This is a genomic window from Sphingomonas nostoxanthinifaciens, assembly GCF_019930585.1.
Classification (GTDB): Bacteria; Pseudomonadota; Alphaproteobacteria; order Sphingomonadales; family Sphingomonadaceae; genus Sphingomonas_I; species Sphingomonas_I nostoxanthinifaciens.
Window position 1 is genome coordinate 3,932,654 of record NZ_CP082839.1, and the last position, 23,335, is coordinate 3,955,988.

Here is a 23,335-nt window from a genome sequence, read left to right on the forward strand (position 1 = left end):
TCGCATGTCCGCCGATGCGAAGCCGCTGCAGGGCGGCATGATGTGGCTCGGCGGGCTCGTGCTCGCCCTCAGCAACTTCATGGTGGTGCTCGACACGTCGATCGCCAACGTGTCGGTGCCGCACATCGCCGGCAGCCTCGCCATCTCGCCCGATCAGGGCACGTGGGTGGTCACCTCCTATTCGGTGGCGGAGGCGATCTGCGTTCCGCTGACCGGCTGGCTCGCGCAGCGCTTTGGCGCGGTGCGCGTCTTCATCTTCAGCATGATCGGCTTCGCCTTCTTCTCCGCCCTGTGCGGAACCTCGGTGAGCCTCACCATGCTGGTCGCCTGCCGCGTCGGCCAAGGCATCTGCGGCGGCCCGCTCATCCCGCTGACGCAGACGCTGCTGATCCAGGTCTTCCCGCCCGAGAAACGCGGTGCCGCGATGGGCATGTGGGCGATGACGACCGTCGTCGCGCCGGTGGCCGGACCGCTGCTCGGCGGCACGATCAGCGACAATTGGTCGTGGCACTGGATCTTCTTCATCAACCTGCCGGTGGCGGCGGCGTGCCTCGCCGGCACCTGGATCCTGATGCGGCGCTACGAGACGCCGATCAAAAAGAACCGGATCGACATTGTCGGCCTCGTCCTGCTGGTCGTGTGGGTCGGTGCGCTGCAGGTGATGCTGGATACCGGCCGCGATCACGACTGGTTCGGCTCGACCTGGATCTGGGAGCTGGCGATCGTCGCCGCGGTCGGCTTCGTCGCCTTCATCATATGGGAGCTGACCGAGGTTCAGCCGATCGTCGACGTGCGCGTGTTCCGCCATCGCGGTTTCGCGGCGGCGGTGGCGGCCTTGGCCTTCACTTATGGCGCCTTCTTCTCGGCAGTGGTGGTGACGCCGCAATGGCTGCAGGGCTATCTCGGCTATACCGCGTCGTGGGCCGGCTACGTGCTGATGTGGCAGGGCATGTTCGCGGTGGTGATGTCGCCGATCGTGGGCAAGCTGACGACCAAGATCGATCCGCGCATGCTGGTGAGCTTCGGCATCCTGACGCTGGCCTTCGCCACGTTCCAGCGCACGCAGTGGACGCCGGATATCGATTATTGGCACCTGTCGTATCCGCATATGCTGAACGGGCTGGGACTGCCCTTCTTCTTCGTGCCGCTCACCATCCTGTCGCTGTCGTCGGTCAGGCCGGAGGAGACCGCCTCGGCCGCCGGCCTGTCGAGCTTCGTGCGGACGCTGGCCGGCGCGGTCGGCACCTCGATCGCCACCACCTTGTGGTTCGATCAGGAGGAGGTCACCCGCGCGCACCTGACCGACATCATGAAGCCGGGGATCGCGCTGGACCAGTTCGGCATGAACCTCAGCACGGCGCGCGCCATGCTCGAGCAGTTGGTGGAGCGTCAGGCGATCGCGATCGCGACGACTCACCTGTTCGAGATCAGCACGTTGCTGATGATCTTCGCCGCCGCTTTGATCTGGATCGTGCCGAAGCCGAAGCGGATCGCCAGCGCCGCCGGCGCACACTAAAGGGGCCGCAAAAGCGCCGTATTGCGCGAGCAGTTACGGCCTCCATATTGGCGGTCGCGCGTTGAGGCGTGCGTTCCTAGGGTTCGAGGGTGAAGAAAGCGTGACCGGTATTTCGATCAAGCCAACGTTCTGGCGCCGCGAGCACCATCTTGACCGCATGAACTTCCACCAGCTGGTGGTCGCCTTTTTCCAGTATCCGGCGGTGATCGCCTATCTGCTGCTCGCCGCCGTTTCGGCCGGCGTGTGGGCGTGGCGTCCGGCCGGCGCGGTCGCGACCGTCGCGTCGATCGCGGTCGCGGTCCTGCTCTATCCGCTCGTCTGGTATTCGCTGCATCGCTGGGTGCTGCACAGCCGCTGGATGTTCAAGGTGCCGTTGCTGGCCGCGACGTGGAAGCGGATCCACTACGATCACCACCAGGATCCCAACCGGCTGGAGATCCTGTTCGGCGCGCTGCACACGACCTTGCCGATGATCGTGGCGATGACCGTGCCGATCGGCTGGCTGATCGGCGGCGTCGGCGGTGCGGCGGCGGCCTTCACGGCCGGCCTGCTGACGACCGCTTTCTACGAATTCTGCCACTGCATCCAGCATCTCGCCTACACGCCCAAGCATCCGATGCTGGTGATGATGAAGCAGCGTCACATGGCGCACCATTTCCACGACGAAACCGGCAATTTCGGCATCACCAACTTCTTCTGGGATCGCCTGTTCGGCACCAGCTACGAGAAGGTGTCGCAGCGCAAGAAGAGCGCGACCGTGTTCAACCTCGGCTACACGCCCGAAGTGGCGCTGCGCTACCCGAAGGTCGCCAAGCTGTCGGGCGGCGTCGCCACCGGGCACCCCGCGACGCGCATCCGCCAGCAGCAGGGCTGATCCACCCTTCCCGCCGCGCCGAGGCGCGCTTCGTGCTTTACGCCGCCGCGCCCTTCGCGCAGAGGCGAATTGCGAAGGGAAGGGTTATTCATGGCTGCAGGCATCACCATCCGGCCGGTCGACAGCAAGGCTGACCGAAAGGCGTTCGTCGAGCTTCCGTTCCGGCATTATGCCGAAGATCCAGCATGGATCCCGCCGCTGAAGGACGAGGCGATGGGCCTCATCACGCCGGGCAAGAACCCCTTCTTCGAACATGCCGTGGCCCAACTGTTTCTCGCCGAGCGCGGTGGCAAGGTCGTCGGCCGCATCTCGGCGTCGATCGACCATATGTGGACGCCGATGCCGGCGGACCAGGGCGGCGGCACCGACAGCGGCAATTGGGGCTATCTCGACGCTGACACGCCGGAGGTCGCCAGCGCCCTGATCGCGAGCGCCGAAAACTGGCTGCGCGGCAAGGGCGTCAAGCGCGCGCTCGGCCCGGTCAGCATGTCGATCTGGGAGGAGCCCGGCCTGCTCATCAAGGGCCACGCCCAGGCGCCGACCGTGATGATGGGCCACGACGATCCGCGCTACGAGGCGTGGATCGAGGCCGCCGGCTATGCCAAGGTGAAGGATCTCCACACGTGGGAGCTCGACATCACCACGCCCTTCCCGCCTCTGATCCAGCGCATCGTCGCCGCGGGCGAGAAGAACCCGCGCATCCACGTGCGCGAGGTCAACAAGAAGAAGTTCAACGAGGAAGCCGCGATCATCCTCGCCATCCTGAACGATGCGTGGAGCGACAATTGGGGCTTCGTGCCGTTCACCGAGAGCGAGATCGCCTTCGCCGGCAAGAAGATGAAGCCGATCATCTTCAACGATCTCGTCCGCATCGCCGAATATGACGGCGAGCCGGTCGCCTTCATGATGAGCTGGCCCGACCTCAACGAGCTGCAGGCCGATCTGGACGGCGAGCTGTTCCCGTTCGGCTTCGTCAAATTGCTGTGGCGCCTGAACGGCGGCTTTTCGGGCCGACCGACGGTCAACACGATCCGCGTGCCGCTGATGGGCGTGGTCAAGCGACTGCAGGCCAGCCGCATGGCCAGCCAGCTCGCCTTCGTGATGATCGAATATATCCGGCGCGCCGCGGTCGCCAATTACGGCGCGAAGCGCAGCGAGATCGGCTGGATCCTCGAGGACAATCAGGGGATGAACTCGATCGCCGAGACGATCAACAGCGAGATCAACAAGACCTACCGCATCTACGAAAAGGCGCTGTAGCGCGCGTCAGCGGGTGATACCGATGCCGGCGCGCAGCCGCGTCTGGCGCCGGTTATAATCGAGCAGATCCTCGCCATAGCCGGCGAAGCCCTGCCCGAAGACGTAGAGCTTCGGGCCGGAGGCGAACAGGCGCGGCAGCGGATAGGAGACGAGCGCCTCCACCGCGCCCTTGCCGCTGGCGGGGTTGAGCCGGCCGCTCGCGTCGATCTGGATGCCGTCTGGCGTGCCGATGCGGCCGAACAGCCCGGCATTGCCGCGATAGCGCGCGATCTGGGGATTGTCGGAGCGCGAGCCGAGATAGACCCACGCGCGCGGACCGAGCGCGACATCGTACGCGCCGAGCGTCGTCGCCAGCTCGGGCTCGACATAAGCGATATTGAACGAGCGCGACGCGGCGCCCGACCGCCCGTTCGAATCGTGGCGCAGGCCGAAGCGGCCGCCGATCGTCCACGATCCCACCGATGCCAGCGGCGGCAGCGCATAATAGAGTTCGGGCATGTAGTTGACGTCGCGGAACGGCGCCGAGGCGTGGCCGAGATCCCAGAACATCTGTTGGGTGTAGCCGAACATCAGCCCGTCGACCCACGAGGTGCGCGCACCCGCGCGGCCGAACAACTGATATTTGAGGCTGACCTGCAGCCGCGCGTCGCTGCTCGTGCCGGGACCGTAGACCGCGTAGATCGGCTCGTAGCTCGACAGGTTGGCGAGGAAGACGCTGCGGCCGCGCTCTTCGGCGACGGGCGCCGTCGCAGGCGGCTGGGCGGGGGTCGCCAGCGGCGGGGCTGCCTGCGCCAATTGGGTCTGTGCCCCGCCATAATTGATCGCCACCGCCTGCGCGCCCGGCAGCGTCAGCGCGAGCATCCCCGCGCCGGTGCCGGCCGGAATGGCGAAGCGATAACGCTCCCGCGCGAAGCCCGACGGCGCCACGGTGACGGCATCGGGCTGATCGGCCGCGCGGTCGAGCCGGACCTGCGCGCGCGTGCCGTCGGCCGTTTCGATCGTCGCGTCGATGCCCGGCGCGACCGGAATACGTCGTGCCGCGGCATCGCCGTTGGTGACGATCAACGACACGTCGACCGCGCCGCTCGCCGGATCGATCGCGGTCGCGGCGACGATCGGCGGTTCGGCGAAGGCGGCGGGGGCGAACAGGAAGGCGGAGACGGACAGGCCGAGCGGCAGGCGAATCATGTTACGCAAGCGTTCGGATCGAAGGGCGGTTCCGAAACACGCTCCGGCCGCCCGACGCTCACCGATCACAGTGGCGCGGTCGCCACATCCAGCCATTCGGCCACCGCGCCGTCGAGCTGGGGCGCGATCGTCGCCCGCACCGCGGCATGATAGGCATCGAGCCAGTCGCGTTCTTCCCGGCTGAGCAATGCCGGCTCGATCAGCGCGCGATCGATCGGCGCGAAGGTGAGCGTCTCGAAGCCGAGGCAGGCTTTCTCGGCGCCCTCGATCCGGCGCTCCTCGACCAGCACGAGGTTCTCGATGCGGATGCCGTAGGCGCCGGTCTTGTAGTAGCCGGGTTCGTTCGACAGGATCATGCCTGCGCGCAGCGGCTCGTCGCCGCCCGATTGCGCGCTGCCGGCGGGCGAGATGCGCTGCGGCCCTTCATGCACGCTCAGATAGCTGCCCACGCCGTGGCCGGTGCCATGCGCATAATCGACGCCCGCCGCCCACAGATGCTGGCGCGCGAGCGTGTCAAGCTGGGTGCCGCGCGTCCCCTCCGGAAACACCGCGCGGGCAAGCGCGATGTGGCCCTTCAGCACGCGGGTGAAGCGGTCGCGCATCTCGGCCGAGGGCGTGCCGATCGCCACCGTGCGGGTGATGTCGGTGGTGCCGTCGCGATACTGGCCGCCCGAATCGACCAGATACAGGCTGTCCTGCTCCAGCGGCCGGTTGGTCTCGGCGCTCGCGCGGTAATGCACGATCGCGCCGTTGGGGCCGGCGCCCGAAATGGTATCGAACGACAGATCGCGTAGCAGGCCCCCCTCGGCGCGGAAGGCGCGAAGCCGGTCCTGCGCGATAAGCTCGTCGACCCCACCCTTCGGCGCCTCGACCGACAGCCAGTGGAGGAAGCGTGCGATCGCCGCGCCGTCGCGCGCCTGCGCGGCGCGATGGCCGGCGAGCTCGGCCGCATTCTTGATCGCGCGCGGCAGCACGGTCGGGTCGCGCAGCGCCAGCACGGTCGCGCCCGCTTCCTCCAGTGCACCGAAGATCGCCGCCACCGCGCGCTCGGGATCGGCGACGACGCGCTTGCCCGCCAGCGTCGCCAGATGGCCGGCGAAGGCGGCATAAGGCTGGACCCGCACGGCGTTGCCGAGATGCTGGCGCACCGCGTCGGTGATCTTCTCGGGCGCGACGAACAGATCGGCGGTGCCGTCGGCATTCGCTACCGCGAAGCCCAAAGCGACCGGCGTGCGCGCGACATCGGTGCCGCGCACGTTGAACGTCCACGCGATCGAATCGAGCGCGGACAGTACCGCTGCGTCGGCCTTGCGCTCGGCCAGCCAGTCGGCGATCGCCTGCCTCTTCTCGGCGGAATTGCGCCCGGCGAGATCGTCGGGCTGCACCTCCAGCACCGCCGCCGATGGCTGCGGCCGATCGGCCCACACGGCATCGACCGGATTGGTCGCGACCGCGACCAATGTCACGCCGCGCTCGGCCAGCCGCCGCGCGGCCGTCTCGACCCAAGTCTTGGTGTGCAGCCACGGATCGTAGCCGATGCGCGCGCCGTCGCCGACATGCTCGGCCAGCCACGACGCCACATTGGTCTGCGGCACCGACTGATAGCTCCAGTCGTCGGCGGAGACCTGCGCGCGCACCTGCAGCGTGTAGCGGCCGTCGACGAAGATCGCCGCCGCGTCCGCCAGCACCGCCGCCGTGCCCGCCGACCCCTCGAACCCCGTCAGCCATGCGAGCCGCTGGGCGTAGGCGCCGACATATTCGCTCATATGCTCGTCGGTCAGCGGCACGACGAAGCCGTCGAGCGAACGGCGGGAAAGTTCGGCGCGAAGCGCGGCGAGGCGATCGGTGGGGGCTGTCATGCCGCCGACGATAGAGGCTCGCTCCCGTCGCCGAAAGCCGTTGCGCGGCGGCAGCCCCGCTTCCACATGGGCGCGCATGACCGATACCCTCCCGCCGCCGCCTGTCGCCGCCACCCGTCCGCATAGCTTCACCACGCACGGCATCACGGTCGACGATCCGTGGGCGTGGCTCAAGGATGCGGGCTATCCCGAGGTGACCGACACCGACATCCTCGATTATCTGAAGGCAGAGAACGCCTTCTTCGATGCCGCGATGGCACCGCAGCGCGATCTGATCGACACGATCTTCGCCGAGATGAAGGGGCGGATGAAGGAGGATGATTCCTCCGTGCCGCAGAAGGACGGCGAGTGGCTCTATTGGTGGGCCTATGAGGCCGGCGCGCAATATCCGCGCCGCTGGCGCCGCCCGGTCGCCGGCGGCCCCGACCAGCTGATGCTCGACGAGCCGACGGAGGCCGAGGGCAAGGACTATTTCCGCGTCGGCACCGCATCGGTCAGCCCCGACGGGCGGCTGCTCGCATGGGGCGTCGACGATAATGGCGCCGAGCGCTTCACGCTGCGCATCCGCGATCTCGCCACGGGTCTCGACATCGAGACGGTCAGCATCGTCACCAATGGCGGCGTGGCGTGGAGCGCCGGCTCGGATGCGTTGCTCTACACCGAGGTCAACGACAATTGGCGCAGCTATCGCGCGCGCCTGCACCGCATCGGCACCGATCCGGCCGAGGATGCGATCGTCTATGAGGAAGCGGACGAGGGCTTTCGCGTCGCGGTGGGCGCGACGCGCGACCGCGAATGGCTGCTGGTCGCGACCGGCGACAACCAGACGACCGAGGTCCGCCTGATCCCCTCGCGCGATCCCGCCACGCCGCCGCGCGTCGTCAGCCCGCGCCAGGTGAAGCGGCAATATGCCGTCGACAGCGCGCACGGATCGCTGTGGATCCTGACCAACGACACCCACGTCAATTTCCGCATCGTCCGCGCCGATCCGTCCACCCCGGCGGTATGGGATGAAGTGGTCGCGGGCTCCGACCATGCCTACCTCACCGGCATCGCCGCCTTCCGCCAGCATTTGATGATCGCCGAGCGGATCGACGGGCTCGATCAGGTGACGCTGCGCGACTGGTCGGGCGAAAGCCGGTCCGTCGCCTTTCCCGAGGCGAGCTACAGCGCCGGGCCGTCGAACAACCCCGAATTCGACCCGGCATCCTATCGCCTGACCTATTCGTCGATGGTGACGCCGCTGACCGTCTATGATTGCGATCCCGCCAGCCTCGCGCTCACCCCGCTCAAGGTGCAGGAAGTGCCGTCGGGCTACGATCCCACGCGCTACGCGACCGAGCGGCTGACCGTGCCGGCGCGCGACGGCGCGCAGGTGCCGGTATCGATCGTCTATCCGGTCGGCTTCCCCAAGGACGGCACGGGCAAGGTCTTCCTCTATGCCTATGGCGCCTATGGCCATGCGATCCCGCCGAGCTTCTCGACCGGGCGGCTGTCGCTGCTCGATCGCGGCTGGGCCTATGCGATCGCGCATATCCGCGGCGGCGATGATCTGGGCTATGATTGGTATCTGCAGGGCAAGGCCGAGCAACGCTGGAACACCTTCCGTGATTTCAGCGACGCCGCGCGCGGGCTGATCGCCGCCGGTTTCACCGCGCCGGGCCGCATCGCGATCAACGGCGGCTCGGCCGGCGGCGAGCTGATGGGCGTGGTCGCCAACACCGATCCCGAATTATGGGGCGCGGTGGTGGCGGACGTGCCGTTCGTCGACGTACTCAACACGATGCTCGACGCGAGCCTGCCGCTCACGCCCGGCGAGTGGCCCGAATGGGGCAATCCGATCACCGATCCGGCGGCGTTCGAACTGATCCGCGGATATAGCCCCTACGACAATGTCGCGGCGAAGGCCTATCCGCCGATGCTCATCACCGGCGGCCTCAACGATCCGCGCGTGACCTATTGGGAGCCGGCGAAATGGGCGGCGCGCCTGCGCGCGACCAAGACCGACACCAATATGCTGCTGCTGAAGATCAACATGGGCGCGGGCCATGGCGGCAAATCCGGCCGTTTCGAGGCGCTGCACGAACGCGCCGAGGCGTTCGCCTTCGTGCTGACGCAGGTGGCGTGAGACCCGTTACCGTTCGTCCGTCTTGCCCACCCGTTATGCCAGCGCAGGCTGGCATCTCCCTCGGCCTCGGTGCGCCCGCCCCACGGAGACCCCAGCCTTCGCTGGGGTGACGGCGTAAGCGATGGGCGGGAAACAGAATTGACGGCGCGGGATGATGCCGCGACGACTTCGCGCTAAGGGTGCCGCATGAAGATCGCGACCTACAATATCAACGGCATCGGCGCGCGCCTGCCGCGGCTGCTCGAATGGCTGGAGGAGCGCCAGCCCGACGTGGTGTGCCTGCAGGAGCTCAAGGCGCCCGACGAACGCTTTCCCGAGGCCGAGCTGGCCGCTGCCGGGTACAATGCGATCTGGCACGGGCAGAAGAGCTGGAACGGCGTCGCCATCCTCGCGCGGGGCATGGACCTGCACGAAACGCGGCGCGGGTTGCCGAACGATCCCGATCCCGCGCACAGCCGCTATATCGAGGCGGCGGTCGGCGGCATCATCGTCGGGGGTCTCTATCTGCCGAACGGCAATCCGGTGCCCGGCCCCAAGTTCGACTATAAGATCGCCTGGTTCGAGGCGCTGCTGGCGCATGCGCAGACCCTGTTCGCGACCGAGGCGCCGGTGGTGCTGGCGGGCGACTGGAACGTGATCCCGACCGACCATCCCGACGATGTCTGGTCGGCCAAGCGCATGGCGGGCGACGCGCTGAGCCAGCCCGAATCGCGTGCCTGCTTCGCGCGGCTCGGCCATGCCGGCTGGACCGACGCGATCCGCGCGATCCATCCGACCGGGCCGGTCTACACCTTCTGGGACTATACGATGAATGCGTGGGCACGCGACGCGGGCTTCCGCATCGACCATCTGATGCTCAGCCCCGCCGCCGCCGACCGCCTGACCGACGCCGGCGTGGACAAGGATTATCGCGGCCGCGAAAAAGCGAGCGATCACGCACCGACCTGGATCACCCTGGGTTAGCCCCCTTTATCAAGGGCGATGATCTGCCGGGCGTGCACTGGTATACGCATGTCGGGAGACGCCCATGCGCATGTTGCTCGTCCTTGCCGCCGCTTTTCTCGCTGCCGGGCGCGCGCCGGCGCAGGCGGCCGAAGCATCCGGCAAGGCACCGGCCTGTCCGGCAGGCACCACGCCGCTCCCTGCCGCTCTCTCGGGCTGGTCGTCGCGCAAGCCGCTGGTCGCGGCGATCGATCGGGAGTCGCTCGACTCCGGCTGGCTCGCGCCGGGGATCGCGGTCGACCTGCAACTCGTCCTCACCTCGCAGGTCAGCTACGCGCATCCGCCCGCGCATGCCGGCGCGCCGTCCGGCTATGGCGGGATGCTCGCTTTCGCGACCGATCATGCCGGAACGGTGCGCGTCGCGATCGGCTCGGCCGCATCGATCGACATGATCGACTCCAGCGGCGCGCCGGTGGCCCCGACCGCCTACGGACACGGCCTCGCCTGCGCCGGCATCCGCCAGACGGTCGATTTCGCGCTGAAGCCCGGGCATTATATGGTCCAGATTGCGGGCAATGACGGGCCGATCCTGCCCCTGCTGATCGCGCCGCTTTCCTGACCTGCAATAAAGGACGGCACCACAAGGCGCTGCTCTTGCACTATTCCCGGTAAGATGGATAAGTAAGGCTTGGTTAATCGGCGACGCGGGGGCGGTCGCGCCGTCCTCTCTCGTTTGATTATCGCAGGATTATCGGCCGTCGCTGCCGGGCAGCGCAACGACAGGGAATGCGCCGGAAACTCGCTGACATTTGACAAGATAATGACCGGAGAGGCGCCGCGCACGATGCGGCTGGGGGCAAGATCATGCGGATTGTGCTGCTGTACAACGAGCTGGACAAGGATCCCGTCCGGCATGTCTGGCGGCAACTCCGCGGGCCGGGTGTCATACCTTGGTTCGCTGGCGAGCAGATCGATGCTTTTGGTGACCTGTACGATCAGATCGGCGCGCAGATCGCGCAGGCGGATGCGGTCGTCTTCTTCATCGGCGACAAGGGGCTGGGCAAGTTCCAGCGCAACATCGAACTCGGCTCCTCGCTGTGGAGGCATCGCACGAGCGCGGGCACATTCGCCATCATCGTGGTCGCGATGAGCGCGACCGCGCAGATCCCGCCCGAGCTGGCCGAATTTCCGCAGATCGACTTCGATCCTGTTCAGGCGCCGGCCACGCTGGCCGCGTCCATCAGGCGCCTCGCCGTGCCGGGCGTGGTCGCGTGATGAAGACGATCGTCTTTCTTTTCCACCCGGAGGATCAGGAACATGCCGCCCGTATCGGCGCGCAATTGCTGAGCCAGCTCGACCGGAACGTCTACAATCTCTGGACGACGGACAATATTTCGGCGTCCGGCAGCCTGCTCCAGCAGCTCGAGGGGGCGATCAACACCGCGTGGGCGGTATTGGTCACGATCGGCAGCAAGGGCACGGATCAGTCGTTCGAGAACATCTGCGCGCCGGCGCTTTCACGGCGCCAGTGGCAGGAGGGCAAGACGGCGTTCGGCCGGATTCGCATCGACCTTCCGAACCCAACGCCGATGCCGAACTCCCTGCTCGACTGGCCATCGATCAATGCCGGCCCCACGCCCGATTACATGCAGATCGCGGGTTCGGTCATGCGCATGCTCAAGCTCGACGCCGTCTGGTCGAGCAAGCTGGCGGTCGAAAAGGCGGTCGAGACGCTGGCCGCCGAGATGCGCCGGCCATTTGCCGACATCGCCGCCCAGATCGCGGTCGGCCGCCCGGTCACCTTATTGGTCGGCCCCTATGCGCCGGTCGAGGACGGCGACGACGGCAGCTGCCCCAGCAACGTCCGGGCGCGATTGCGCGGGCTGATCAGCGACGATCTGCTGAAGGCGCAGCTCGGCGCCGAGCCTTCCAACGTCTCTCCGGTGATCTGGCAGGATCATCTCGCGACATTGTGCCTGCTGTCGGGCGACCAGGGCATCGTCGAAACCATCAACCGCGCGATGGAGGAGGTGATCCGCACCGCCCCCGGCGACGAGACGGGGCCGCCCACGACCTTCCATGCGGCGCTGGCGGAGCTGGCCGAGGCGCTGCGCGATTTCCGCCACGGCGCGCCGGCCGATACCGCGCTGCCGGCGCTGACGCTCATCAGCTTCTGTCCCGGCCTGCGCGCGGAGCGGGCGCTGATCGCGCGCAACCTGTCGTTCGAGCGCGCCGCGCTCCAGCTCGGCGCGGACGGACGAGCACGGCTGAAGCGCGAGCTCTACGTCCCCGATCAGGGCAACGCCGCCGCCGCGCGCAGCAGTTCGGACTCCTATTTCCTGCCGGAGAGCCGCCCGCTGGAAGCCGGCGAACGGTGCGAGGCGATCCGCCTCATCAAGCTGGCGGGGTCGCGCGACCTCGACGACAGCGTTCCAAGCCACCTTGCTCAAACCTATCTGACGCTCTGCGCCTTCGTCGCCAATTTCGAGCCGCTGGTGAGCGCGGTGGCGTCCGGGCCCTATATCGCGCTCGGCGGGGGGCTGGCGACGCCGCCGCTCCAGAGCGCCCACGCAATCCTGCTGCGCCCGCAGCTCGATCGCGGATCGCGCCGCCCGCGCCTCGCGCTGGTGCCGACCGTGACGCAGAGCCCCGATTTGCTGCGCCGCGCCGAAGCGCACCATGTCGAGCAGCTGGCGCGCGTGCCGGGCAGCGGCTTCAACCGCATCGACCTGGTCCGCGAAAGCCCGCTGTCCTTCATCAGGGCGCTGTCGGTCGCATTGCGGGACGCGGAGGCGGCGTGAGCCAGTCTTCCATCGCGGAGCGGGCGTCATCCGACGTGCACGGACGTGCGGTGCATGAGAGTATCGGGATCAGCGAGCGCAGCCCGTACATGGCGGCGCACAGCTTCGGCGGCGCCGACGTCGACCTGTTCTTCGGCCGCGACGCGCAGGGCGTCGCGCTCGCCCGCTTCATGCAGGATCAGCGCCTCTCGATCCTCACCGCGCCGTCCGGCATCGGCAAGACCTCGCTGATCCAGGCGCGCGTCGTGCCGCTGCTGGAGCGGCAGGGGTGGCTGACCGTGCTGGCGCGGCCCGGCGACGATCCGCTGCAATTGATGCAGCAAGCGATGGTCGAGCATCTGCTGCCCAAGCCCGAGATCGAGACGGCGGCGATCCAGCGACTGGCGGCCGAGGTGCCCGGCGGTGACGAGACGAGCCTCGCCGACGTCGTCGCATGGTATGACGCGCTCGAATTCCACGATCGCGTCCGCTTCCGCTTCTTCGCGCCGCCGGCCGCGTCCGCGCTGCCCATCTTCTGCCGCGTGCTGCGTGGCACGATGACGCTGGAGGAAGCGCTCGAACATTATGAGGCATTGTCGAAGCGCGGCCCGTTTCTGGGGCTGTCGCCGCACATGCCGCTCGGCGCGCTGCGCGACCGGCTGGAAGCCGCGTCGATGGCGGCCGCCTGGGCCGACTGGTGCGGATTGCTGACCAGCGCCGGATCGCTGATCGAGGTGGTGCAGCGGCTGGAGCAATCGTGGTTTCCGCTCCGCCCCGGCCTCGCCGGCCTGCTGCTGATCGTCGATCAGTTCGAGGAGGTGTTCACCCGCCTGCCGCCGAGCTGGCTCGATCATTTTCTCGCCGAAGTGAGCGAGTTGCTCGATGCCGACGCGTCATCCGACCAGCGGCCAGGCTACAAGCCGGTGCAGATCATGGTGTCGCTCCGCAAGGAATTCTTCGCCGATATCCTGCCGCGCCTGGAGCCGTTCGGCACCGCCGAGCAGATGACCTTCTTCCTCGGCGCGCTCACCCAGCAGCAGGCGCGGGAGGCGCTCGCCTCGCCGCTGGAAAAGCTCGGCATCCGGTTCGATCCCGCGCTCGAAGACGGTCGCGACACGCTCGATCGGATGCTCGACCAGATGCGCGAGGACGATGACGAGAGCGGCGAAAGCGCGGCCGCCTCGCGCCATTTCCCGGCGATGGTCGTCAGTCTGCTCGGCGCCCACGTCTGGAGCCGCCTGCGCGACATGCCGGTGTTCCAGTCGCTGCTCGATGGCGAACGCAGCTTCGTCTGGGACGATTTCACCACGCTCGTTCCCAAGCTCGAGAACGTGTTCGAGGAGTTTCTCGCCAGCGTGCTCGAGCGGCTGCCGGACGACGATGCGCGGTTCGATGCGGTGGAGCTGCTCGATCGGCTGACGACCAGCGGCGGCTATCGCAACATCATCCTCGAAGAGGATCTGATCGACCAGCTCCCGCTCCGCCAGGAGGAGGCCAAGGCGCTGCTTGCGCGGCTGGATCAGAATCTGCGCCTGATCCGCCGCGAATCGCGCCGCGGCGGCCGCTATGTCGAGATCGTCCATGAGCGCCTGATCGCGCCGGTGCGCCGCCAGCGCGCGCAGCTCCAGCGCCAGAATCCGGTCCGCGCGATCCTGCCGCACGCGGTCGACCAGCTGTACCTAGTGCGCGAGGACGACGTCGATCCGCTCCAGGCCAACCCGCTCAGCCAGGATTATCGCGAGGCCCTGCTGCGCTATCTGGGGCGGCTGCAGCTCGATGCGCTCGCGCTCAAGGTGCTGCTCGCCAACACGCTCCTGGCGGGGCAGCCGCGCGGCGTGCCGAGCGAACGCTGGCACGCGTCGGTGCGCGCATTGGCGAAGGAACTGGCGCACGCGCGCGCAGACGACATGGAGCGGCCGATCCTGCGCGAAGGCGAGGCGCTGGATCGCGCGCTCGACATTGCCGGGACGGTCGAGGACTTCGACTGGCGCTGGCTGGCGACGCGCAGCGCGCTTGCCGACGTCAGCGATCAGGCCGGTCGACGGGTGCGCCGCGCCATCGCGATCGAGCTGGGGGGTGCGCGCCGATGACCGATCTCGCAGCGGAGCCGGACGGCTATGGCCGGGTGTTCGGGCTGATCGACCGACTGGTTCAGTCTTCGGATCCGCGATTGCGGGGGAATGCCGTGCATGCCCTCGCAGCGCTGACGACCGCGCGCGACGCGGGCACGGGCGCGGCCGCGCAGGAACGGCTGATCGAACTGCTCGTCTCCGAAGACATGCCATCCGCCGACACGCGCTGGCGCGAGACGCTCCAGGCGAGCATCCTCGATGCGCTCCGCCAGATCCCCGAGGATCGGCGGCAGGCGGTCGCCGAAGAGACATTGGCGCGGCTGCGGCAGCGCGACGTGAAGCATCACTCGACCGTGTTCGCGGCGCTGATGGAGGCGCATGCCAGCCATCTGGTCGGCCACGGGGTGAGCGGCAGGCTCAGCTCGTGGCAATGGCGGGCCTACGGCATCGGCGTGATCGGGCTGATCCTGCGCTGCATATGGCGTTACCTGCTGCTGGCCATCCCGATGGTGGTCGCCGTCGGCATGGTCCTCGGCAGCGACAAGGCCGGCTTGCTGCTGGCGATGCTGCTCTTCGTGATCACGCCGGTCTTCGCCTTGATCGCCGGACCGGCGTCGCGGCTCGGCATTCTGGGTCACCCGCCGCTGCCGCAGGCACGCTACCTGCGCGACACACTGATCGGTGGCGCGACGATCGCGCTGTTCACGCTGGCCGCCACCTGCCTTATCGCGTGGTTGTGGACGCCCACGCTGAAGGTCGGGCCGTGGAGCGCCGCGCTGGGGCTGATCGGCGGTTTCGCCGCGGGGGCGCTGTCGCGTGCGCTGCGCTGGCCGCCCTTCCCGCCGGCACGTCCCGGCCGGATCGAGGATCAGCTCGGGCGCGTCGTGGGCGCCGTGGCGATCGCGACGTTGATATGCGCCTTCTTCGCCCTGCTGGGATTTGCCGCTCCGGCGGCGTGCGTGTGGATCCCGCTCGCACCCGCATGCGGCGCCAGCGCGTGGCTCGATCTATGGCTGGAGGATCGCCCGCCCGAATATCCCGCCGCTTTCAAGAACGTGCTGCCGCGCGCCGTGCTGCTGCTGCCGATCGGCGCGGCGATCCTGTTGATCGGTTACAATCTGTGGGCACCGGCGTCCCCGATCGCGGTCCCGGTCATACCGCGCGCGCCGTCACTGGCGCTCGATCTCGGCACGATCAAGGATAACGACGTTCGCTCGATCCCGCTGGCCTATGGCAATTCGGTGCAGGTGAGCGGCGGCAACAACGCCACCTTCACGATCAACGCGGCGGCGGCGGACAATAGCGATATCGTCCTCAAGCACGGGCCTGCCGGGTTGGACAAGCAGCTCGACGACAATAACAGCTCGAAGCCGCAGGAGACGCTCACCCAGCAGATCGGGACCACTTACTGGCTCTGCGTCGATGTCTACGGCAAGTCGCAATGCAGTGCGCGATCCGACACGCCCGACGGCCTGACCGAGCTCGAGAAGGTCGGACGGACGATCTTTGTCGGCCGAGGGCTGGGCCTTGGCGGGTGGCAGCCCGGCGCGCGCGCAAACCCGTTGCCCGGCCCCAACCAGCGACCCGATCTGACGCTGACGATCCGCAGGGCCGGTTGATGCCGCACGGGGCCGGCGATGCGCGCCGCGCGACGATCTATGTCGATGAAGGTGCCTTCTCCCCCGCAGCTTTCGCGGACGTGCTGGCAGGGATCGCCAGCGCAGCCGCCAATCGCTTCGTCGTGCGCGTCCGCAGCGCCGAAATTCTGGAGCACCTGCTGCAGCCGCCGTTCGACACGCTTCCGATCGAGCGCCTTGTCCCCGCCAATATCGCGGTGCCCGATATCTGCGCGCGCATCATCCACTTCAGCCTCGCGGACAATGCCGGCGCCCCGATCGATCCCCTGGCAGGCGGGTCGAGCGACGAGATCGAGGCGTTCGGGCTGATGCTGAGCGATGCGGTTCTGCAGCCGGCCGAGGCCTCGGGCCGGGCGCTCGCCGAGATTGCGCGCCAGCTGGGCAAGCCGCTGGTTGAGCTCGCCGCGATCGGTGCCCCCGTCGCGCTGCAGATCGATGCGGCGGCGGTGGCAATGTTGCGCAGGCTGGCGGCGCTCGATCCTGCCGAAGCCGGTGGCATGCGCGGCTTCGTGCGCCGCTCGGCCGGCCGGGTGGATACCGTCATCACCGAGGCGGCAGCGTTCGTCGGCAAGCTGGCGGCCGAGCGGGGCCGTCACGCGTCGCCGCCGTCGAGCCACCTCAGGAAACTCGTCGATGCGCTGCGGCCGTGCCGACCCTGGTCGACCGCGGAATATTTCGCGCCCGGCGACTGGCCGGACAAGTGCCCGTCGCACCCCGTGCTGCACGACGGACCGGTCGCGCTCAGTTTCGCGTGGCTCGATCGGGCCGCGCTGGCGGGGGCGCGCCAATATCGCGATCTGGTGTGGATGATCCATCTGCTCGCCTTCTTTGCGGTGTTCGCCGCCGCAGCCGGCTATTTGCGCGGCGAGGAGGATTGGCAGTGGCCGGTCGCGGAGTTCGTCACGTTGCTGCTCATCGGCGGCCTGTTCGCGGCGATGATCCGATCGCGCCTGCAATATCGCTGGACGGCATGCCGGATCGGCGCCGAGCAATTGCGGATCGCGCGCATGTGCCTGCCGCTGCTGGTGGTGCCGCGCATCCTGCTGAGCCCCGACCGCTCCGTTCGGGCGGAACCCCGCCATGACGATGCCGCGCACCGTCCCGACGAGGCGGCAGTGGCGCTGGCGGAGGTGAAGCGCGTGATCCGCGAGGAAGGGCCGAGCGCGCTGCGACGGGGCATGACGATCGTCGGCGCGGCCGACTGGCTGCGCTGCATCGTCGCCGACCAGCGCGATTATCACCGCAAGAATCATGACCGGCTGCACGCGGTCGAACGCGCGATCCGCCGGATCAACGTGCTGATCTTCGCGGCGGTGCTGTTGGCGGTGGCTGCGCACCTGTTCGGCGTGCATCTGCCCGCTTTGCTGCTGCTGACTGCTGGCGGGCCGGCGCTGGCGGCGGCGCTGCACGGCGCGGCGGGGCGGCTGGAGATCGCGCGCCGCAACGACCTGAGCCGTGCTTATGCGGTCAAGCTGGACGATGTCGTGCAGAAGCTCGACGCGATCATCGCGGCGGGCAGCGGGGCGTGGTCGGCGCTGCGCGAGCTGGTGGTCGGCGCCGCCGACGCGATGGGCAGCGAGGCCGATGCGTGGCACGCGACCATGCTGGTCGAGCCGGTGAGCCTGCCATGACCGACACGCCCGACCTGACCGGCGCGCCGCACGCCGTGATCGCCCGCATGCGGCCGATCGCGCGCGCGGTCTGGTTCGCCGACGTCGGCGGCATTTGCGATACGCTGGAGGGGCCGGTCCGTTACGCACCGGGCGATGCCATCGTCACCGGCGAGCAGGGCGAGCAATGGCCGGTGCGCCGCGACCGCTTCCTGGCGCGCTATCGGCGGGTGCCACCGACCGAGGCTGGCGGTGACGGCCACTATACCAAGCGCGCCACCGACGTGCTGGCGCTGAAGCTGGCCACCGCGATCCGGCTCGCTTTGACCGGCGGCAGCGGCGTGTTGGAAGGCCAGCCGGGCGACTGGCTGATCGATTATCGCGACGGCAGCCATGCGATCGTGCGCGACGACATCTTCGCGCAGAGCTACGATGTCGTCGGGCCAGCCACACCCTTGCCGCCCGCCGCGGATTGAGCGCTCAGCGCGCGCCCGCATCCTCGGCCGCGCGCCTGCCATAGAAATCGGCCAGCACGTCGAACGCCAGCTTGTGCTGGCCGGTCTCCGATTCCAGCCCCTTGCGGTTCCAGCCCTGCTCGAACTGGTTCTGGCGGCGCGGCGAGCGGAAATCCTTGAGGATCCACGGCGACATGCCGCGCAGCGTCGGGATCTTCGCCGCCATCGCCAGCGTCGCGCGGTAATAATCGCGCTGGAATTCCTCCGACGATTTCTGCGGGCCGGCGCGCAGATCGTGAAAGCCCGCTTTGGCGTCGGCACCGAGCTCGGAGAAGATCAGAGGCTTGTCGGCGGGCAGGCGCCACGCAATGTCGGGCACGTCGGCCAGCCGGTCGGCGGTGTACCAGCCATTGTAGGTGTTGATCCCCATCACGTCCAAATGATCGGCGAGCGGATCGTTCATCGTCATCAACGGATGGCCGCCCGCCTCGCCGCGCTCGGTCAGCAATGCCGCACCGACCAGCCGCGTGCCGTCGAGCCGCCGCGCATCGTCGGCGAGCGTCGCGAGAAAGACGTTGCGCGCGGGCGAATTGGGCGTCTCGTTGGCGATGCTCCAGATGATGATCGCGGCGCGGTTGCGATCACGCGCGATATTCTCGGCCAGCATCCGCCGCGCGGTGGCGAGCGTCGCCGGATTGTCCCACGCAATCCGCCAGTAGACCGGCACCTCGCTCCACACCATCAGGCCCAGTTCGTCGGCCAGCCGCAGCGTGGCCTCGCCGTGCGGATAATGGGCGAGACGGACGTAATTGGCGTGCAGCCCTTCCTTCGCCTCGGTCAGCAGCGCGCGGGCCGCCGCCGGGGTGATCGCGCGCGCGGGCGCCACGCCGAACTCCTCCTCGTGCAGGCTGATGCCGCGCAGGAAAACCGGGCGGCCGTTGAGCAGGATCTGGCTGCCGCGCCGCTCGATCGTGCGGAAGCCGATGCGGTCGTGCCAGCGATCGTCGCCGACGGCGATCGTCAGGTCGTAAAGCTGCGGCCGTTCCGGCGACCAGCGCACCAGCCGGCGCGGCGCCGCGAGCACCGCATGCCAGCGCCCCTCCGCATCGGTGCGTCCGGCGAGCGACACGCCGATACCCGGAACGGTGAGGGTGACGGCCGCGCCGGCGGCTGCGGTGCCGTCCAGCCGCGCGTCGACGACGATCCGCCCGTCCGAACCGAGCCGCACCCAGGCATCGTCGACATAGGTCTGCGGCGTCTCGATCAGGCGGATGTCGCGGGTGATGCCGCCATAATTCTCCCAATCGGTCACCGGCGGCGGAACGCTCGCCTCGGTCGCCTGCGAATCCACCGCGACGGTGATCTGGTTGTCGCCGTCGCGCGCCAGCTTGCTCACCTCGAACGCGAACGGGGTGAAGCCGCCCTCATGCGCGCCGACGAACTGGCCGTTGAGATAGACGCGCGCCGCGTAATTGGCGGCGCCGAAGCGCAGGAACTGGCGCGCGCCCGCCGTGCGCTTGAGATCGAAGTGGCGCTGATACCAGACCAGCCCCTGATAATAGCGCATCTCGGGCGCGTGGGTCAGCCAGCTCGCCGGCAAGGTCGCGACCGGGGCGGCATCCATGTCGAACTCGAACAGCGCGCCGTCGCCACGCCGCATCGCCGCCGCGACCTCCACCTCGGCCCAGCGCCGCTCGGTAACGTTGGGCGGCTCGCCGTGGAAGCCGGCCAGACCCGACCGGTAGGGATCGACCGAATAATGCCAAAGGCCGGTCAGGTCGGTGCCGGGACGGAGGTCCGCCGCGACGAGCGTCGGGCTCGTGGGCGTCGGCGATCCGGCCGGGCCCTGCGCGGCGGCCGGTGCCGCCACCAGCAACGCCATCGCAACCGCCATTGCGTGCGCCATTCCCATCCTGCTCCTCCGACGTTTCTTGTCGCCGCAGCCTAGCGGGTGTCGGGCATCGGCGCACGCGCGATCGACGCCGGGGAACGGTACGCATTTTAGGGATCGGGTCGGCCAAGTAACGATCGCGATCGCACGCACGGCGCCATCGCCGGAAAAGTTTTACAAATTTTCTGTAGCTTACGGGCAGATGTTAACGGTATCGACCCATTTTTCTCCTAACATTTGTTACTTGATTGACGATGTGAGTGCGCTTCGGCCGGCGGGAGCTTGGCAGGGGGGCTGAGGAATCGGGGGTTGCGTGCTTACCGTTTGGTACTGCATTCGGGATCAACATGACTGGCGACTGGTCGCGCTTGCCGGCCTGATTTCATGCCTCGCGTGCACCGCCGCGGTCATCACCCTGCGCCAGCAGCGCGGCGAAAGCCAGCGGACCGACGTACGGTGGCAACTCGTCGCCGGGATCATGACGGGCTTCGGCATCTGGAGCGCGCATTTCGTGGCGATGCTCGGCTACGACGACATCGCCGTCGCCGGTTACGCATTCGGCCTGACCGGGCTGTCTTTGCTGGTCGCGATCGTTATGACCACCGCGGGTTTCGCGCTCGGCTCGCGGCCCGGCGCGCGGCTTCGCGATATCATCGGCGGCGGGATCGTCGTCGGCGGCGGCATCGCCACGATGCACTATCTGGGCATGAGCTCGGTCCAGTTCGCCGGGCATTTCGATTGGTCCCCGCCGCTGGTCGTGCTGTCCATCCTGTTTGCGATCGGGCCCACCGTTCCAGCGCTGACGATGGCGCTGCGACGGCGCGACTGGGGCTCCGGCGCGCTCGCCAGCGTGGCGTTGATGCTGGCGATCCTCGCATTGCATTTCACCGGCATGGCGGCCGCAACCGTCATTCCCGATGCCGCTGACGGGCATGATCGCTTCATCCTGTCGCCGGCCAGCATGGGCCTTGCCGTCAGCGCGATCGCGGCGGCCGTGCTGGTTATCGGCGCGGGGGCGGCGGTGGCGCATGCGCTGGCGGTGGCTGCGATCCGGGCGGGCGGGCGCGAGTTCCGCATCCTCGTCGAAGGCATCACCGACTGCGCCCTGTACATGCTCGATCCAAACGGGCGCGTCGCCAGCTGGAACGCCGGCGCGCAGCATCTGAAGGGCTTTACCTCCGAAGAAGCGATCGGGCTCCATTTCTCGGCTTTCTATTCCGATGAGGATCGCGCGCTCGGCGTCCCCGCGCGCGCGCTGGCAACGGCGCGCACGACGGGCAAGTTCACCGCCGAAGGATGGCGCTATCGCAGGGATCGCAGCCGCTTCTGGGCGGCGGTCACGATCGAGCCGGTGATCGGCGAGCAGGGCGACATCATCGGCTTCGCGAAGATCACCCGCGATGTGAGCCGCCTGAAGGAGGATCAGGACCGCATGGCCGCGTTGACGCGCAAGCTGGATGCTGCCGTCACCAACATGCAGCAGGGGCTCGTCCTGTTCGACGGCGACGAGCGCGTGGCGCTGGTCAATGCACGCTTCCGCATCATGTACCGGATCGACGCAAAGGTGCCGCTGGAAGGGCTCGACATGTCCGACTTCTTCCGGTTTTCGCTCAAGTCGCGCAGCGGCGGCGTCGTGTCCGAAGATCGCGTCGCACAAAGCCTCGACTGGATGCGCGCCTGCCTTTCGCAGCCGCAAGGCGGCGGATCGGTGACGGTCGCCTATGAGGATGCGAGCGTCGTCGACGCGTCGTATCGCGCACTGCCCGGAGGCGGCGTGGTCGCGACGTTCGAGGATGTCAGCGAGCGTCACCGCTCCGAGGCGCGGATCGCGCACATGGCGCTGCACGATGGCCTGACCGGCCTGCCCAACCGAACCAATTTCAACGCGCGGCTGGATGCCGCGATCGATCGCGCGTCGGTCGACGGGACGAAGGTCGGCATCATCGTGATCGATCTCGACGGCTTCAAGGATATCAACGACACGTACGGCCACGCCGTTGGCGACAATCTGCTCCAGATATTGGGCGCGCGGCTGAAGGCCGCGGTGGGCGACGATGAAGCGGCAGCCCGGTTCGGCGGCGATGAATTCGCCGCCCTCTGCATCTTCCGGCAGGAAGACGAGCTGCACGCCTTTGTCGATCGGCTGTCGACGCTGCTGGGCGATCCGATGTCGATCGACGGGCTGGCGATCACGCCGGCAGCCAGCCTCGGCGTCAGCATCTTCCCCGACGACGGTCAGGACCGTGACAAGGTTCTCGGCAACGCCGATCTCGCGATGTACCGGGCGAAGGCATCGCCCGGCATGCAGGTATGCCATTACGAAAATGGCATGAACGAAGCCGCCCGCGCGCGTCGCGCCATGGCGAAGGACCTGCGCGAGGCCATCCCCCGCGACGAGCTGACGCTCGCCTTTCAGGTCCAATGCTCGGTGCAGACCGGCGCCGTGACCGGTTACGAGGCGCTGCTGCGCTGGCATCACCCGACCGACGGCTGGATTTCGCCGGGGGATTTTATCCCCGTCGCCGAGGAGAGCGGCAGCATCATCGAAATCGGCGAATGGGTGTTGCGCCGCGCCTGCCGCGAAGCCGCTGGCTGGGTGGAACCGCATCGGGTGGCGGTCAACCTGTCGCCGCTCCAGTTCGCCGACCGCGATCTGGTGACCACCCTCACCGAAATTCTGCTCGAGACCGGGCTGCCACCGCGTCGGCTAGAGCTGGAGGTCACCGAATCCGCCATCATCGTCGACAAGGCGGCCGCGCTGCAGACGCTGCGGCAGATCAAGGCGCTGGGCGTGACGATCGCGATCGACGATTTCGGCACCGGCTATGCCTCGCTCGAAATGCTGCACGCCTTTCCGTTCGACAAAATCAAGATCGACCGATCGTTCATCCTGCAATCGGGGCAGAGCGAGCAGGCGCGTGCGATCATTCGCGCGGTGATCGCGCTCGGCTCCAGCCTGAACATGCCCGTGCTGGCGGAAGGCGTGGAGGACGAAGAGCAGCTCGAAATGTTGCGCCTGGAAGGATGCACCGAGGCGCAGGGCTTCCTGCTGGGGCGGCCGAGCCTCGACCTGCCGGATGCCTCGCTGGCCGCCTGACGGCCGCTCGCGCGCGCTCCCCGGCG

16 protein-coding genes are annotated in these 23,335 nt (G+C 68.1%); 13 read left to right on the forward strand and 3 right to left on the reverse strand.

The genetic code is table 11. The annotated features are described in order from the left end of the window. The first annotated feature begins 4 nt into the window (after positions 1-4). The 3 genes from K8P63_RS18695 to K8P63_RS18705 all read left to right on the forward strand — a co-directional run bounded on the left by K8P63_RS18695 (position 5) and on the right by K8P63_RS18705 (position 3,650). Entirely contained in the window at positions 5-1,516 is a 1,512-nt protein-coding gene (locus tag K8P63_RS18695) for a DHA2 family efflux MFS transporter permease subunit (protein ID WP_223797489.1), read from the forward strand. Positions 1,517-1,673: 157 nt separating this feature from the next. Next, a complete protein-coding gene (locus tag K8P63_RS18700; protein WP_223799883.1) occupies positions 1,674-2,390 on the forward strand; it encodes a sterol desaturase family protein in 717 nt (238 codons plus the stop codon). Positions 2,391-2,480: 90 nt separating this feature from the next. After that, complete coding sequence (locus tag K8P63_RS18705; RefSeq protein ID WP_223797490.1) at positions 2,481-3,650, forward strand: GNAT family N-acetyltransferase; 1,170 nt, start codon at positions 2,481-2,483, stop codon at positions 3,648-3,650. A gap of 6 nt (positions 3,651-3,656) precedes the next feature. On the opposite strand, the gene K8P63_RS18710 is transcribed toward K8P63_RS18705, so the two are convergent. Beyond that, positions 3,657-4,838: a phospholipase A gene (locus K8P63_RS18710; protein ID WP_223799884.1), complete on the reverse strand. Its 1,182-nt coding sequence runs from the start codon at positions 4,836-4,838 to the stop codon at positions 3,657-3,659. A 65-nt stretch (positions 4,839-4,903) separates the two neighbouring features. Further along, positions 4,904-6,697 carry an aminopeptidase P family protein gene (locus K8P63_RS18715; protein WP_223799885.1) on the reverse strand — a complete coding sequence of 598 codons (1,794 nt, stop codon included), beginning with the start codon at positions 6,695-6,697 and terminating at the stop codon, positions 4,904-4,906. 76 nt (positions 6,698-6,773) lie between these two features. Here K8P63_RS18715 and K8P63_RS18720 point away from each other — a divergent pair, with 76 nt between their 5' ends. The 9 genes from K8P63_RS18720 to K8P63_RS18760 all read left to right on the forward strand — a co-directional run bounded on the left by K8P63_RS18720 (position 6,774) and on the right by K8P63_RS18760 (position 18,342). Beyond that, the gene (locus tag K8P63_RS18720) at positions 6,774-8,825 is read left to right on the forward strand and encodes a S9 family peptidase (protein WP_223797491.1); all 2,052 of its coding nucleotides are present in this window, start codon (positions 6,774-6,776) and stop codon (positions 8,823-8,825) included. A gap of 186 nt (positions 8,826-9,011) precedes the next feature. Further along, the gene (locus tag K8P63_RS18725; RefSeq protein ID WP_223797492.1) at positions 9,012-9,788 is read left to right on the forward strand and encodes an exodeoxyribonuclease III; all 777 of its coding nucleotides are present in this window, start codon (positions 9,012-9,014) and stop codon (positions 9,786-9,788) included. A 64-nt stretch (positions 9,789-9,852) separates the two neighbouring features. Beyond that, a complete protein-coding gene (locus tag K8P63_RS18730) occupies positions 9,853-10,386 on the forward strand; it encodes a homogentisate 1,2-dioxygenase (protein WP_223797493.1) in 534 nt (177 codons plus the stop codon). A 245-nt stretch (positions 10,387-10,631) separates the two neighbouring features. After that, positions 10,632-11,042: a toll/interleukin-1 receptor domain-containing protein gene (locus K8P63_RS18735; protein WP_223797494.1), complete on the forward strand. Its 411-nt coding sequence runs from the start codon at positions 10,632-10,634 to the stop codon at positions 11,040-11,042. Further along, entirely contained in the window at positions 11,042-12,568 is a 1,527-nt protein-coding gene (locus K8P63_RS18740; protein ID WP_223797495.1) for a hypothetical protein, read from the forward strand. The genes K8P63_RS18735 and K8P63_RS18740 overlap by 1 nt, the downstream gene beginning before the upstream one ends. Further along, positions 12,565-14,637 carry an nSTAND1 domain-containing NTPase gene (locus K8P63_RS18745; RefSeq protein WP_223797496.1) on the forward strand — a complete coding sequence of 691 codons (2,073 nt, stop codon included), beginning with the start codon at positions 12,565-12,567 and terminating at the stop codon, positions 14,635-14,637. Before K8P63_RS18740 ends, K8P63_RS18745 begins: the two co-directional genes overlap by 4 nt. Continuing rightward, on the forward strand, positions 14,634-16,238 hold the full coding sequence (locus tag K8P63_RS18750) for a hypothetical protein (protein ID WP_223797497.1): 1,605 nt from the start codon (positions 14,634-14,636) through the stop codon (positions 16,236-16,238). The genes K8P63_RS18745 and K8P63_RS18750 overlap by 4 nt, the downstream gene beginning before the upstream one ends. After that, a complete protein-coding gene (locus K8P63_RS18755; protein WP_223797498.1) occupies positions 16,238-17,887 on the forward strand; it encodes a hypothetical protein in 1,650 nt (549 codons plus the stop codon). Before K8P63_RS18750 ends, K8P63_RS18755 begins: the two co-directional genes overlap by 1 nt. Continuing rightward, positions 17,884-18,342 (forward strand): PGDYG domain-containing protein, encoded by a 459-nt coding sequence (locus K8P63_RS18760; protein ID WP_223797499.1) that lies wholly within the window; start codon positions 17,884-17,886, stop codon positions 18,340-18,342. The genes K8P63_RS18755 and K8P63_RS18760 overlap by 4 nt, the downstream gene beginning before the upstream one ends. A gap of 4 nt (positions 18,343-18,346) precedes the next feature. Here the strand turns inward: K8P63_RS18760 and K8P63_RS18765 are convergent, their stop codons facing one another. Beyond that, positions 18,347-20,227 (reverse strand): glycoside hydrolase family 2 TIM barrel-domain containing protein, encoded by a 1,881-nt coding sequence (locus K8P63_RS18765; RefSeq protein WP_223797500.1) that lies wholly within the window; start codon positions 20,225-20,227, stop codon positions 18,347-18,349. Between the two features lie 298 nt (positions 20,228-20,525). On the opposite strand from K8P63_RS18765, the gene K8P63_RS18770 reads away from it, so the two are divergent. After that, positions 20,526-23,309 carry a bifunctional diguanylate cyclase/phosphodiesterase gene (locus K8P63_RS18770; protein WP_223797501.1) on the forward strand — a complete coding sequence of 928 codons (2,784 nt, stop codon included), beginning with the start codon at positions 20,526-20,528 and terminating at the stop codon, positions 23,307-23,309. Positions 23,310-23,335: the final 26 nt, after the last annotated feature.

What these genes read in the sequence shown, in the direction of transcription:
- K8P63_RS18720 (WP_223797491.1), top strand. Translation starts at nt 6,774, where the DNA reads ATGACCGATACCCTCCCGCCGCCGCCTGTCGCCGCCACCCGTCCGCAT.
- K8P63_RS18755 (WP_223797498.1), top strand. Translation starts at nt 16,238, where the DNA reads ATGCCGCACGGGGCCGGCGATGCGCGCCGCGCGACGATCTATGTCGAT.
- K8P63_RS18750 (WP_223797497.1), top strand. Translation starts at nt 14,634, where the DNA reads ATGACCGATCTCGCAGCGGAGCCGGACGGCTATGGCCGGGTGTTCGGG.
- K8P63_RS18760 (WP_223797499.1), top strand. Translation starts at nt 17,884, where the DNA reads ATGACCGACACGCCCGACCTGACCGGCGCGCCGCACGCCGTGATCGCC.
- K8P63_RS18725 (WP_223797492.1), top strand. Translation starts at nt 9,012, where the DNA reads ATGAAGATCGCGACCTACAATATCAACGGCATCGGCGCGCGCCTGCCG.
- K8P63_RS18735 (WP_223797494.1), top strand. Translation starts at nt 10,632, where the DNA reads ATGCGGATTGTGCTGCTGTACAACGAGCTGGACAAGGATCCCGTCCGG.
- K8P63_RS18740 (WP_223797495.1), top strand. Translation starts at nt 11,042, where the DNA reads ATGAAGACGATCGTCTTTCTTTTCCACCCGGAGGATCAGGAACATGCC.
- K8P63_RS18715 (WP_223799885.1), bottom strand. Translation starts at nt 6,697, where the DNA reads ATGACAGCCCCCACCGATCGCCTCGCCGCGCTTCGCGCCGAACTTTCC.
- K8P63_RS18765 (WP_223797500.1), bottom strand. Translation starts at nt 20,227, where the DNA reads ATGGCGCACGCAATGGCGGTTGCGATGGCGTTGCTGGTGGCGGCACCG.
- K8P63_RS18700 (WP_223799883.1), top strand. Translation starts at nt 1,674, where the DNA reads ATGAACTTCCACCAGCTGGTGGTCGCCTTTTTCCAGTATCCGGCGGTG.
- K8P63_RS18710 (WP_223799884.1), bottom strand. Translation starts at nt 4,838, where the DNA reads ATGATTCGCCTGCCGCTCGGCCTGTCCGTCTCCGCCTTCCTGTTCGCC.
- K8P63_RS18695 (WP_223797489.1), top strand. Translation starts at nt 5, where the DNA reads ATGTCCGCCGATGCGAAGCCGCTGCAGGGCGGCATGATGTGGCTCGGC.
- K8P63_RS18730 (WP_223797493.1), top strand. Translation starts at nt 9,853, where the DNA reads ATGCGCATGTTGCTCGTCCTTGCCGCCGCTTTTCTCGCTGCCGGGCGC.
- K8P63_RS18705 (WP_223797490.1), top strand. Translation starts at nt 2,481, where the DNA reads ATGGCTGCAGGCATCACCATCCGGCCGGTCGACAGCAAGGCTGACCGA.